This is a genomic window from Acinetobacter brisouii CIP 110357, assembly GCF_000488275.1.
Taxonomy (GTDB): Bacteria; Pseudomonadota; Gammaproteobacteria; order Pseudomonadales; family Moraxellaceae; genus Acinetobacter; species Acinetobacter brisouii.
Map to the genome: position 1 here is coordinate 748,139 of NZ_KI530762.1, position 13,528 is coordinate 761,666.

The 13,528-nt window shown below is 42.6% G+C and carries 11 protein-coding genes and 3 tRNA genes; 7 read left to right on the forward strand and 7 right to left on the reverse strand.

All coding sequences use genetic code 11. From position 1 onward, the window contains the following. Window positions 1-66: 66 nt before the first annotated feature. Genes P255_RS03475 through P255_RS15055 form a run of 5 tightly spaced genes read left to right on the forward strand, consistent with a single transcriptional unit; the run spans window position 67 to window position 6,304 of the window. Window positions 67-1,887, forward strand: a complete 1,821-nt coding sequence (locus P255_RS03475; RefSeq protein ID WP_004903631.1) for an extracellular solute-binding protein — start codon at window positions 67-69, stop codon at window positions 1,885-1,887. 15 nt (window positions 1,888-1,902) lie between these two features. Continuing rightward, window positions 1,903-2,973, forward strand: a complete 1,071-nt coding sequence (locus tag P255_RS03480; RefSeq protein WP_004753462.1) for a microcin C ABC transporter permease YejB — start codon at window positions 1,903-1,905, stop codon at window positions 2,971-2,973. 2 nt (window positions 2,974-2,975) lie between these two features. Next, window positions 2,976-3,989, forward strand: coding sequence for an ABC transporter permease (locus P255_RS03485; RefSeq protein ID WP_004903632.1), 1,014 nt, complete (start codon window positions 2,976-2,978; stop codon window positions 3,987-3,989). Further along, window positions 3,964-5,550 carry a dipeptide ABC transporter ATP-binding protein gene (locus P255_RS03490; protein WP_004903635.1) on the forward strand — a complete coding sequence of 529 codons (1,587 nt, stop codon included), beginning with the start codon at window positions 3,964-3,966 and terminating at the stop codon, window positions 5,548-5,550. The genes P255_RS03485 and P255_RS03490 overlap by 26 nt, the downstream gene beginning before the upstream one ends. Window positions 5,551-5,563: 13 nt before the next feature. Beyond that, entirely contained in the window at window positions 5,564-6,304 is a 741-nt protein-coding gene (locus tag P255_RS15055) for a hypothetical protein (protein WP_004903636.1), read from the forward strand. Window positions 6,305-6,402: 98 nt separating this feature from the next. Here P255_RS15055 and P255_RS03500 read toward each other — a convergent pair. From P255_RS03500 to P255_RS03515, 4 genes are all read right to left on the reverse strand, one after another. Beyond that, window positions 6,403-6,478 (reverse strand) — tRNA-Glu (locus P255_RS03500). Between the two features lie 23 nt (window positions 6,479-6,501). Further along, window positions 6,502-6,577: transfer RNA gene (locus P255_RS03505), tRNA-Glu, on the reverse strand. Between the two features lie 164 nt (window positions 6,578-6,741). Next, window positions 6,742-7,656: a lipase family protein gene (locus tag P255_RS03510; protein WP_004903639.1), complete on the reverse strand. Its 915-nt coding sequence runs from the start codon at window positions 7,654-7,656 to the stop codon at window positions 6,742-6,744. A gap of 108 nt (window positions 7,657-7,764) precedes the next feature. Further along, window positions 7,765-9,183, reverse strand: coding sequence for an amino acid permease (locus P255_RS03515; RefSeq protein ID WP_004903641.1), 1,419 nt, complete (start codon window positions 9,181-9,183; stop codon window positions 7,765-7,767). A gap of 263 nt (window positions 9,184-9,446) precedes the next feature. Between P255_RS03515 and P255_RS03520 the strand changes: the two genes are divergently transcribed. After that, complete coding sequence (locus tag P255_RS03520; RefSeq protein WP_004903643.1) at window positions 9,447-10,274, forward strand: LysO family transporter; 828 nt, start codon at window positions 9,447-9,449, stop codon at window positions 10,272-10,274. 17 nt (window positions 10,275-10,291) lie between these two features. Here P255_RS03520 and P255_RS03525 read toward each other — a convergent pair. The 3 genes from P255_RS03525 to pyrC all read right to left on the reverse strand — a co-directional run bounded on the left by P255_RS03525 (window position 10,292) and on the right by pyrC (window position 12,064). Further along, window positions 10,292-10,367, reverse strand: a tRNA-Glu gene (locus P255_RS03525). A gap of 18 nt (window positions 10,368-10,385) precedes the next feature. After that, window positions 10,386-11,045, reverse strand: a complete 660-nt coding sequence (gene rnt, locus P255_RS03530; protein ID WP_044450229.1) for a ribonuclease T — start codon at window positions 11,043-11,045, stop codon at window positions 10,386-10,388. Further along, a complete protein-coding gene (gene pyrC / locus P255_RS03535; protein ID WP_035364983.1) occupies window positions 11,030-12,064 on the reverse strand; it encodes a dihydroorotase in 1,035 nt (344 codons plus the stop codon). Before pyrC ends, rnt begins: the two co-directional genes overlap by 16 nt. Window positions 12,065-12,495: 431 nt before the next feature. On the opposite strand from pyrC, the gene P255_RS03540 reads away from it, so the two are divergent. Then, window positions 12,496-13,494: a GGDEF domain-containing protein gene (locus P255_RS03540; protein ID WP_228127535.1), complete on the forward strand. Its 999-nt coding sequence runs from the start codon at window positions 12,496-12,498 to the stop codon at window positions 13,492-13,494. Window positions 13,495-13,528 lie beyond the last annotated feature (34 nt).

A 13,528-nucleotide genomic window follows, 5' to 3' on the forward strand; every position in this document is an offset into this window, starting at 1 on the left:
GAGGGATTTTTGCTATAACAATAACATGCAGTGACTTTACTGCAGATTCATCAAGGTTGAAATTGCGTGAAATTTGCTTATTGGGGAAGTGCACTGCTGCTGAGTCAGAGTGTATCTGCTCAGGTTCAGACCACCGCTTATATTGCGATTCATACGCGTCCTTTATATAACAATGCATTCAGTATGCCGTATGCGAATCCAAATGCACCCAAAGGGGGCTATTTGATTCGCCCCAGTAATGGCACGTTCGATAACCTGAACAGCATGAATGGCAAAGGTACCGAAACCGATGGCGTCAATTATCTATTTGATAGCTTGATGTCCAGTTCACTCGATGAACCTGCGGTGATGTATCCCTTGCTGGCAGAAAAAGTGACCTTTGATCCTGAAAAAACACATTTTGTAATTTTTCATCTGAATCCCAAAGCCCGCTTTAGCAATGGTCAGCCTGTCACGGCACAGGATGTAAAGTTCAGCTTTGATACGTTTCAACACAAGTCTAATCCTGGGCTGCAAATGTATCTGGCAGATTTGGCTAAAACAGAAGTGTTGTCCAGATATCAGGTGAAATGCACTTTTAAATCACCGAATAATCCTGAAATGCCCTCGATATTGGCAAGTTTACCGATCTATTCACAGGCAGACTGGCAGCATAAGGATTTCACCCGCGTGACGATGCTGCCGATTTTAGGTTCGGGGCCTTATTGCATTGCGCAGATTGACCCAGGGCGCAGCATTACGTATAAGCGTAATCCCAATTACTGGGCAAAAGATTTGCCTGTAAATCGTGGGCGCTATAACTTTGACCAGCTCAAATATATTTACTACCGTAATCTGGATATTGCTTTTGAAGGATTTAAGTCAGGGCAATATACCTTGCACGAAGAATTTACGGCGCGTAAATGGGTCACCCAATATAATTTTCCTGCCTTCCAGTCGGGTATGGTAGTGAAATATCGTTTTCAGCACCATAACCCGATTACCGCGCAAAGTTTTATGTTTAACATTCGTCGTACACCATTCAATGACATTCGCTTTCGGCAGGCGCTGACTTATACGTATGATTTTGAATGGCAGAATAAAGCATTATTTTACGGGCAATATCAACGCTTACAGAGTTACTTTGCCAACAGTGAACTGGAAGCAACAGGCAAGCCAAATGCTGCAGAGCTTGCAATTTTAAAGCCGTGGTTGCCAAAATTTGATCCGATTATGCGACAAGGTGTTCTCGCTAACTGGAAGTATTCGGTGTCAGATGCCAGTGGGTTTAACCGTAATAATTTACTGGTCGCACGGCAAATGTTGCTTCAGGCAGGCTATCGGGTTAAAAATCAGCAATTGCTCGACTTGAAAGGTCAACCGATTCATCTGGAATTTTTGATTCATCAGGATGGTTTACAACGTACCTTAATGCCATTTGTGCGTAACCTGAAAAAACTGGGCATTACGGTCAGCATACGTCAGGTCGATGTTCCACAGTATCTGGAACGGATGCGCCGTTATGACTATGACCTGACTACAGGTGGAATTCCACAAAGCCTGACGCCTGGTAATGAACAGTCTCAAATGTGGGGTAGCGCGGCAGCAGACCAGATTGGCAATTACAATTATTCAGGGATTAAAAACCCTGCGATTGATGCTGCAATTCGACATTTGGTGCAAGTCCCGAATCGTCAGCAACTGGTGTTGTATACGCATGTACTCGATCGGCTGTTGCGTGCAGGCTATTATCAGATTCTGACGTATGGTAAAGGTGAAAACTGGTATGCCTACTGGAATATGTATCGTCAACCCGCAGTGAAACCGAAACTGTCATCGGGAATCGATTACTGGTGGACGGATGCCAAACAGGCACAAAAAGTCACGGCTTATCTACGTCAGCATTAAGAATAAGGAGATCGGATGGGCACGTATATTCTGAAACGGCTATTGCTGATTATTCCTACGCTGTTGTGTATTTTGCTGATTAATTTTGTAGTGATCCAGATTGCACCAGGTGGCCCTGTCGAGCAGGCAATTCAGCAAGCTGAAAGTTTTCAGGGAGTGAATAAAACGGTTGCTGGTACAGAAACCCTTGCCAGTGCCGATACTCACTATCAGGGGGCGCGTGGTTTAAGCCCTGAAATGGTCGAGCAAATCAAGGCACAATATGGTTTTGACCAACCCGCGTATGTGCGTTTTTTGAAAATGCTTAAGGGATATCTGCGCTTTGACTTCGGTACCAGTTTTTTTAAAGACAAGCCTGTCACGCAGTTGTTATGGGAACGCATGCCGGTCACTGTTTCGCTGGGGTTATGGAGCACCTTGCTGATTTATCTGATTTCGATTCCCTTGGGGATTCAAAAAGCCAAACGCCATGGCATGCTGTTTGATAAAACCACATCATTACTGCTGGCTGTTGGTTATGCCGTGCCGACCTTTGTTTTTGCAATTTTACTGATCGTATTTTTTGCTGGTGGCAGTTACTGGCAATGGTTTCCGCTCCAGGGATTGGTGTCGGATAATTTTGCACAGCTGAGCCTGATGGGGAAAATTCAGGATTATTTTTGGCATATGGCACTGCCGCTACTGACGATGGTGCTGGGCGGTTTTGCTAGCCTGACCTATCTCACCAAGTACTCATTTATGGAAGAAATGGGTAAGCAATATGTCTTGGCGGCACAAGCCAAAGGTTTGAGTGAAAATCGGGTGTTGTATGGACATATTTTTCGGAATGCCATGCTGATTGTGATTGCGAGTTTGCCTGAAGCCTTGGTGGGCATGTTTTTTGTTGGTAACTTTTTTATTGAAATTATTTTTAACCTCGATGGGATCGGTTTGTTGGGGTTCGAGGCGATTAGTCAGCGGGATTATCCTGTGATTTTTGGAACACTGTTTTTATTTACCTTGCTTGGGCTGGTACTGCGTTTGGTGAGTGATGTGCTGTATCAGGTGATTGACCCACGAATTAACTTTGATGCGCGGGGGATGTAAGCATGTCACCAATGTTGCAGCAGGGGCTTCAACGCTTTCGGCAAAATCGGCTTGGCTTTTTTTGCCTGATCATTTTTTTAATTGTTTTTGTGCTGTCGAGCATGGCCGAGCTGATTGCCAATGATAAGCCTCTCTTGGTGCGTTACCAGCAACATTTCTACTTTCCTGTTGTGAAAAGTTATCCCGAAACGACCTTTGGTGGTGTATTTGAAACCGAAGCTGATTATCGTGATCCAGCAGTACAGCAGATGATCAATACTCATGGCTGGCAACTCTGGCCAATTGTGCATTATTCCTATCAAACGCCTAATCTTGAGTTGGCTGTTCCTGTACCTTCACCACCCACCTCGGAAAACTGGCTGGGTACTGATGATCAGGGGCGGGATGTATTTGCCCGACTGCTCTATGGATTGCGCGTGTCTTTGCTGTTTGGTTTTGCACTGACCTTGTTTTCAGCAATACTGGGAATTTTGGTGGGGGCAATTCAGGGCTACTATGGTGGCTGGGTTGACCTGCTGGGGCAGCGTATCCTTGAAGTTTGGGGCGGTTTACCGATGCTGTTTATGGTCATGATTCTGGTCAGTATGTTTACCCCAAATGTGTACTGGTTATTTTTGATCATGCTGATTTTTGGTTGGACAACACTGGTGGGTTTGGTACGTGCCGAATTTTTACGTGCTCGGCATCTGGACTATGTGCGGGCAGCGCGGTCACTGGGTGTACGGGATGGTCGAATTATTTTGCGGCATATTTTGCCCAATGCGCTCAGTTCAAGTTTGTCGCAGTTACCATTTATGCTAACCGCAAATATTACAGCGCTGACAGCACTGGACTTTTTGGGTTATGGCTTGCCTCCCGATGCAGCCTCTCTCGGAGAGTTATTGTTGCAAGGAAAAAATAATCTGAATGCGCCGTGGCTGGCTTTGTCGGGCTTTTTTAGTCTGGCATTGGTCTTATCGTTATTGATTTATATCGGGGAGGCCGCACGTGATGCATTTGACCCAAGACGCAACTAAATCTCCGATTCTGACCATTGAGCAGTTATCGATTTGTAATGCTCAACAACAGCCGCTTTTGCAAGATTTCCATTTGACCTTGCATGCAGGGCAAACGGTGGCATTGGTGGGGGAAAGTGGCTCAGGCAAGTCGATCAGTAGCTTAGCAATCTTAGGTTTGTTGCCCCATCATTTGCAGGTTACAGGGTCGATTCGGTTGCATGGGCATGAAGTCTTCAGTATGTCTCAAGCCCAGTTGCAGGCATTGCGTGGACACAAGGTCGCCATGATTTTTCAGGAGCCAATGACTGCACTTAACCCGTTGCATCGGGTGGAAAAACTGATCGGGGAAAGTTTGCTGTTACAGGGCCTGAGTAAGCAAAAAGTCCAACAGCGTGTGATTCAGTTGCTTGAAGATGTGGGTATGCCCGAGCCTGAGCAAAAGCTTAAGCGCTATCCGCATGAACTCTCGGGTGGGCAGCGGCAACGGGTCATGATTGCGATGGCGCTGGCCTTAGAGCCTGAAATTTTGATTGCCGACGAACCGACCACAGCACTGGATGTGATGTTACAGGCACAGGTGTTGCAATTGCTGAAACAGCTTCAGCAACAGCGCAATATGGCCATGATTCTGATTAGCCATGATCTGGCTTTGGTACGTCGTTATGCAGACGATATCGTGGTGCTGAATCGCGGCAAGATTGAAGAAGCAGGTTCAGTACAGCAAATTTTTGAATCACCTAAAACAGCTTATACCCAACAGTTACTCGATCATGATTTTGGTCATGCTTTAGCTGTGCAATCGAATCGGCCATTGCTTGAGTTAAAGCAGCTAGGTGTCCGTTTTCCGATAAAACAAGGTTTGTTGAATCGGGTGAAGGATTATGTGGTCGCAGTTGAGCCACTGGATTTATATTTGGCTGAAGGTGAATCGATAGGCATCGTTGGGGAAAGCGGTTCAGGCAAAACCTCGCTGGCACTTGCAATAGCGCGTTTGGTTGATAGCGATGGGCAAATCGTTCTGTTGGGTCAAGACCTGAATCATTGTAATGAAAGCCAGTTACGCCCTTTGCGTCGCAATTTTCAAATGGTGTTTCAGGATCCATACAGCAGTTTAAATCCGCGTATGACAGTTGAACAACTGATTGCAGAAGGTGTGAGCTTGCTGAATTTATCTCAAACTGAAATGCAGCAGCGTATAGAACAGGTGTTAGAGCAAGTTGAATTGCCAGTAGCATTTAAGTTGCGTTACCCACATCAGTTGTCGGGTGGGCAGCGCCAGCGCGTGGCATTGGCACGTGCCCTGATTTTGCAGCCGAAACTGATTATTCTGGATGAACCAACTTCGGCCTTGGATCGAACTACACAAAAAGCGATTGTGCATTTGCTACGGCAATTACAGCAACAGCTTGAATTAAGTTACTTGTTTATTAGTCATGATTTACAAATTGTTCGGGCACTGTGTCAGCAAGTTATGGTGCTACATCATGCTAAAGTGGTGGAACGACAGGCAACGGAACAATTATTTTTACAACCGCAGACTGAATACACTCGGCAATTGATTCAGGCGAGTGAGTATTGATTGGTAGGAATTTATGTATATAGATAAAACAACAATTATTGGTGCAATTATTGGGATCGTAATTTTTAGAATCATAGATAATCTGAATCATGGAGCCACCATTCGTTGGGACAGAGTGGCAATCATTGGCAATTGGATATTAGTAATAGCGCTTATATGGTTGATATTTATTGTGATAAAAAGATTATCAAATAAACCTAAAACTAAACTAAAAATAAGAAAACCTTTTAATTTACAAAGCTTAAGAATAGAGGCTCAAAAAGAATTTTCAGAATACAATATTATTGAAAGACATGGACAAATCTTGATTTGTGAAACTGATATTAGAGGAGAATTTAGAGAATTAGTATTTGTTAGGTTAAATACAAACTCGCCAAAACGAGTTGAGCACAAAGAGCATTTTTTAGTTGCATCGTATCCATACATTCCAAGTGGTGCAGAAATGCGAAAAGATTTCTCTGGACTATATACAAAAGATAAAAATAGCAAAATTTCTGATTTAAATTTGCTATTTGATCGAGCAAAGAAGGAATTTACAGAATTTAATGTATTAAAAAGAAATGATCGGATAATCATTCTAGAAAGAGAGAAATTAGGGCAAATAGCACAAGAATTGGTTTTTATTCGGATTGTCTCGGAACAAAAAATCATACGATTAGGTTCAGATGGTAAAACTTTAATTGCTCGTTATCCATATGTGCCAAGTAAAGAAGAAATGAGACAAGATTTTTCTCAATCGCTAAATCAATATTGATGGATCAATTAAGATGCTTAGAAAAATAGAAACGAATAATGGATGAAATAGCAGAAATAAAAAAAGCCCAGTAAATTAATACTGGGCTTTTTCGAATTTGGCGTCCCTACGGGGATTCGAACCCCGGTTACCGCCGTGAAAGGGCGATGTCCTAGGCCTCTAGACGATAGGGACTTCTAGAGTATTCTGATATTAAGTGGCGTCCCTACGGGGATTCGAACCCCGGTTACCGCCGTGAAAGGGCGATGTCCTAGGCCTCTAGACGATAGGGACACATCAGAAGGTGCGCGTATAATAGGGGGAATTAAAAAGTATGTCAAACCTTTTTTCTGAAAAAATATGAAAAATAGTTATGAATGAATAATAAATCATCTCTAAATGCTATTTTTATGATTTTAGAGCATTTTTTAGTCTGAAATGAGTGAAGTCGTTACATATTAGGGGGCAGCATGTGCCTGAAATTGTGGCATATCATATAGCAGTTCGAGAATACGCCGAATCACTAGAGGGTGCTGCAAATAACCCGTAATTTCATGAGGTTTATCCACAAATGTTGTAATCAGCTTATTGTCGATTTGTGGATGAAGGTCAAACATCGGAGGGAGCATTGGAAACGTGGTCAAGTAGTCATCTTGAGAATAAAAATTGTGCCAGTCTCCACTGAGTACCTTTGGTCGTTGTACAGGATGCATTAAGTGTTTTTGAATCACGTTAAAGGGTAAAGGTGATGCCAACGTAATAAAACGCTTGATCTCATAGTGAGCAGACAGTTCATGCAATAAATTGTAAGCAATCACTGTCCCGAGTGAATGGGCAATCACAATATGCCGCTGGTTAGGTTCAAAGCAGGTCAAAATACGTTCATGTACTTGTTGCTTGAATTCTGGGTTATACCAATATAAATAGACCTCGCATAAAAAACGCTGAATTAATGATTCATGCAGGTCTGGAAAATGATTGAGTAACATCACCATTTCTTTAAGCATGCGGTCTTTGGCAAGTTGTGACAGCATAAAAAAACGGTTTTTGAGTGAGTAGGGGGTGTCATCGTGCGGCAAAAGAGGAATCTCTTCAAGCGCCTGTTTAAGTGCATCACTGCGTTGTTGGCGAATACGCGGTAGTTTGGCAAAGAACGACCAGTTTGGGCGTAGGGTTTCCAGATTAACGGCTTTGCGATGGTTAAAAGCATCTAAAATATCGCCATAAAAGGGGAAGGCTAGATCAAGCTGATCAACATTAACCTCAGGCTCAATTTTATTCATGCCTGTATTGAACACGTTGAGCCAGTACTCCTGAAATGAGCACGCATCAAAATTTTGCTGTTTAATGCCATGAATAAAAATTATTTTCATTAAATTAATCGTATTCTTTTAATAAACTGTTGTATTTGATTATAAAAACAATATAAAAAAAGTGTAGCAGAGCTACACTTTTACAATAAAACACAGTTGTCCTGTTAACTAGTCTTTGTCTCGGTATAAAAAGTAGTGACTTGTATAACACAAAGCAATAAAAATCAGGCAACTATAGAAACCAGGCAGCATGGAACTGTCTTGCGTCATACTGATACAGGTAATCACACAAAACACAAAACCTAAAATAGGCGTTAATGGAAACCACGGCGCAGCAAAACGCAAATCGGCAATGGTATGTCCAGTCTTGTACCATTGACGACGGAAGTTGAACTGGCAGACACAGATCGCTGTCCAGACAATGACCATCGTAAATGCAGCAACACCGAGTAAGTTTTTAAAGATGGTTTCTGGTGCGAACTGTTCTGACAACAACCCAGGAATCGCGCCAAACATGGTGACAATAATTGCGGTAATTGGTGTGCCGTGTTTGGTGAGTTTTGAGAACATTGCTGGTAGTTGGCGTTTAACCGATAACGCCCACATCATGCGTGATGCAGCATATAAGCCTGAGTTTGCAGCAGACAACAACGCAGTAATAATCACAAAGCGAATAATATCTTCAGCATATGGAATACCCATATAACTAAATACCGTCACAAATGGACTATTACTCACATGCGCTGCGTTTAAACCTGCCTGCTGGTACGGAAGTAATGCACAGATCACGACAATCGTTCCAACAAAGAAAATCAGCAAACGCCAGATTGCAGCATTAATCGCTTTGGGAACATTATTTGCAGGGTCGGCTGTTTCACCTGCGGCAACCCCAATCAGTTCTGTTCCTGAGAAAGCAAAGTTGACAATGAGCATGGTGGCAAAAATTGGCATTAAACCTTTTGGAAACCAGCCTTGTGCCAGCAAATTACTAAACAGTGGCGCTTGTGTTTCACCATGATAGGAAACGACTCCAAAAATTGCCAACAGACCCAGTAAAATAAAGCTCACCACGGTCACGACTTTCACTAAAGCCAGCCAGAATTCAGATTCGGCAAACATGCGGGTGGAGCTAATATTTAAAATAAAGATCAGTGCAGCGAAAATTGCCGTCCAGATCCACATGGAAACATGTGGAAACCATTCCTGCATGAGCAGTGCTGCGGCGGTAAACTCTGTACCGAGGGTGGCTGTCCAAGTGAGCCAGTACAGCCACGTAATCATATAGCCTGTTGCAGGTCCAATATATTTGTTGGCGTATTCACCAAAGGAACCTGAAACAGGCATATGTACAGCCAGTTCGCCTAAGCACAGCATCACCATATAGGCGATTAAGCCACCTAGAAAATAAGAAATAATGGCACCTACAGGCCCCGTTTGTGCAATGACTTCACCCGACCCTAAAAATAGACCTGTGCCAATGGCACCGCCTAATGACAGCATAACAAGGTGTCGAGTACTCATAGCGCGTTTGAGTGGCGCAGAATTGCCCTGATGCGACGCATCATTCGGAGAGTGAGATGACTGCATGGGAAATGAGAAATACAAAAAATGAAGCGAGTTATTGTAGAGAAAACCGTTAAATGTGCAATAGTCACCGATTTTTTGTGAAATGCATCATATCTCAAGTGATTTATCAACATAAAACCCTGATGGTTTGAACGAATGAATCAAAAATCAACATGATATAATAGAGATTTTTATTCATATTATTTTATATGTTCGCCATTTTATTCAGCTCTGTTTTGCCTATTGTTATGGCACTGCTATTGGGCAGTATAGCTGGAAAAGTTATGACTGCTCCGATCAAAACGCTGGCAGTTGCAAGTATTGGTTATCTGGTCTGGAGCTTACTGATCGTGATCGGCTATCAATTTGCAGATGTGCTGTTTCAGCCCGATATGGGATGGAAGGTGTTACGTGAAAGTTTTATTTACGCCAGTATTTTATCAGTCAGCAGCTTTTTATTATTACTTACACGACCCGTTGAAGAACAGGGCAATATAAAGCCAAAACGTAATTTTCGTGGTTTACTCAAACCTTTGCAGGAATGCTGCATTGCCATGCTAATGGTGGGACTCGGAATGCTGAGTTATTTGATCTTGCCACATGATTTGCACGCCGCACAATTTTCACATGCTTTGTTGTTGATTTTAATCGTACTGATTGGAATTGATCTATCTACAGTACGTTTAGCACGCTTAACCAGACATCAGATTTGGGTGCCTTCTGCTATGCTACTCGCGATTTTTATGGCTGCTTATATTGCGCAGTGGTTGTTGCCACATTCATTTACAGTATTGTTGACGGTCGCAAGTGGCTTTGGCTGGTTTAGCTTGTCGGGTTCACTGGTGACAAGCTTATTGGGTAAGGAAATGGGGAGTTTCGCTTTATTGACTGATCTGATACGTGAATTTTACGGCATTGTATTGTTATTTTTATGTGGGCGTAGCTTGCCTAGAAGTGTGATTGGTGTTTGTGGTGCAACCGCAATGGATTCAACCTTGCCATTTATTAAACAGAACTGTCGTAGCAGTGATGTACAGCTGGCAATTTTTAGTGGTTTTATTTTAACGCTGCTTGCACCATTTTTGATTGTGCTGTTTGCGTCATTGCAATGATGAAATCATTGAATAGATGGCGTCCCTACGGGGATTCGAACCCCGGTTACCGCCGTGAAAGGGCGATGTCCTAGGCCTCTAGACGATAGGGACGTTGAGGATGGCGGTATCTTATTGATCCGCCAGAAAACTGTCAAGCAGGTGCGGTGACAGTTTGTTTAAAATATAGCAAAACAGTTCAGCAGTCTTCTGCGTATCATATAGAGCAGAGTGAGCTTCTTTACCATCGAACTCAATGCCAGCCTGAATGCACGACTTCGCCAAGACAGTTTGCCCGAACATCAGAGCACTCAGTGTTACAGTATCGAACACGGAAAAACTATGGAACGGATTTTGATTTTTAGTCCCTGTACGAGCAACTGCTGCTTGTAAAAAGCCCAAGTCAAAATGCGCGTTGTGACCAACGAGTACAGCATGTGTACATTGCTGAGCGCGACGTACTTCGGTTAATGCCTTAAAAATCCGTTTCAGTGCTGACTTTTCATCTTCTGCCATTGCCACACGGAGTGGACTAAATGGGTCAATACCAATGAAGTCCAGCGAGCGACGATCCAGATGTGCACCTTCAAACGGATTAATATGTGCGTGCAATGCTGTACCTGGTACAAACTCACCTTGTTCGTTGTAAACAATCGGAATACAGGCAATTTCGAGTAAAGCATCGGTTTTGGCATTAAAGCCTGCAGTTTCAACATCAACGACTACAGGTAAAAAACCACGAAAGCGCTGACCCATTAAGGGTGCAGTAGAGTCGGTCACACTTTTCTCCAATGAATGGTTTTTCCAGCGTGAAGCGGGATAATTTTTTGATTTTCCAGATAATCGAAACTTTCAGGAATCACTTGATCTTCTTTGACAAGGGTGATGCTGCTGGTGTTGCGTGGCAAGCCATAAAAGTCTGCACCAAAGAAGCTGGCAAAACCTTCTAGACGCTCAATTTTTCCAACTTGGTCAAATGCTTGAGCATATAACTCAATTGCTGTTGGTGCACTGTAGCAGCCTGCACAGCCACACGCATTTTCTTTGGCATTTTGGGCATGTGGTGCGCTGTCTGTACCCAAGAAGAATTTTGGATTGCCACTAGTCGCCACTTCAAGCAAAGTTTTTTGGTGGCTTTGGCGTTTTAAAATGGGTAAACAATAGAAATGTGGTTTGATACCACCGACAAGCATGTCATTACGGTTAAACAATAAATGCTGTGGCGTAATCGTTGCCGCAATATTACGGTCTTGTTCAAGTACAAACTGAGCCGCATCACTGGTGGTAATATGCTCAAGCACGACTTTAAGTTTAGGGAATTGCTTCAAGATCGGTGAAAGAACTTCATCTAAAAAGCGTTTTTCACGATCAAAAATATCGACATGAGAATGAGTCACTTCACCATGCAGTAGCAGGGGAACCTGATGCTTTTCAAGTTGTTCAAGTACGGCATAGACCTTACGGATGTCGCTCACGCCATTGTCAGAGTTGGTGGTTGCACCAGCGGGATATAGCTTGATCGCATTGACATGTGCTGACTGCTTAATTTTAAGCACTTCGCTCGGTGGCGTATGATCCGTAAAATACAGCACCATACGTGGGTCGAACTGAACGCCTTCTGGTACATGTTGCAAAATACGTTCGCGGTAGGCTTCGGCTTCTTCCACTGTTTTTACAGGAGGGACAAGATTCGGCATACAAATCGCGCGGGCAAATTGCTTGGCTAAGTCAGGAACAGTGCGTTTTAGGGCTAAGCCGTCACGCAGATGGGCGTGCCAATCATCTGGCTGGACAAGGGTTATCGTTTTCAAGAGATATTCAAGCTAAAAATAAAACAAATGATAATGCAATTTACCGCAGAATGGTAATTTTCAAGAGAGAGAAATCTATGAAGAAAAGCATTATCTTGCTAAAAAGTATGCTAACTTTAAAACTAAACTAAGCCTGTTTTCATTTCATTATGCTCAATAATCAAAACATAGTGACATTAAAATTACAAAAGCAATGTATTGAAACTGTTTTAGCCATGCATGAACAGCGGGCAGGCGCTTGTCTACCCGAACCATATGAAACCGAGTTTTGGGCATATCATCAAAAAAAAGCCGCGAACGGGTTTCTAAATTTTTACAAACTTGGCAGCATAGTTTATCTGTTTTTTAGCATATTTATTGTTTGTCGTAATTATTTCATTATCCCGTCGATTTATTTACAACATGATTTTTGGCGTAGTGTCGTGAGTATTATGAATGGCGGAATCTGTTTGCTGATTTTGGTGTTGGCTGCCCGTCATCCCAAAGCACAGACGTATTTTCGTTATTTTGCATTGCTGGTTGTGGGGTGGGCAATTTTTCTGACGGCTGTTTTAACTTTATCTCAATATACATCATCACTTAGACAGCAATTTGTTTTTATTATTTTTATTTTTATTTTCGGTTACATCATGATAGGGGTTAAACCTCTGCATATGTTTATCGTAGGGCTGCTTGCCAGTGCTGCTATTTTTGCGATGTTTTTTTATTTGCATATTTCATTTGATTCGGTAGTTTTGTTTCGGGTGTTTTTTGGTAGTAACCTGATTGGTTTTGCTATTACCAAGGTGATTAATCACCAAGAGCGTGGTAGTTTTTTAAAGACTAAATTAATTGAAGTCGATCAGGAAATTTTAAAAAATTATAATAACCAGTTGTTAAAGTTGAGTCAGTATGATGGCTTGACTAGCATTGCAAATCGTAGAAGTCTCGATGATGCGCTAGAGCGCTATTATGCATTGGCACGGGCTGAACATTCCCCGTTGGCGGTACTGTTTATCGATATCGATTATTTCAAGGCATATAATGATCATTACGGGCATTTGCAAGGCGATCAGGTTTTAAAATGCATTGCACAGGTGATTCAGCATACGATTCGGCATCAAGATTTTGTTGCGCGTTATGGGGGAGAGGAATTTGTCGTGCTGCTACCAAACTCTGATGTTGATCAAGCGTATCTTGTGGCATCTAGAATTTCCAGAGCAGTGGATGAATTATCCATTCATCATGAAAAATCAGAGATTAACCCATACATTACCATTAGTGTAGGGCTTGCAGTCTATACCGTTGAATATCCTGTTTCTGCCAATCAGTTACTTTCTTTTGCTGATCAGGCACTGTATCGGGCAAAAGCTTGTGGTCGTCACCAAATTTGTCGGCATGTGATTTCAGATGAAGATCATGATATTGAGTCAAAACAAAAAGCCACCTAAATATAGGTGGCTTTTTAAACTCAAAATAAAATCA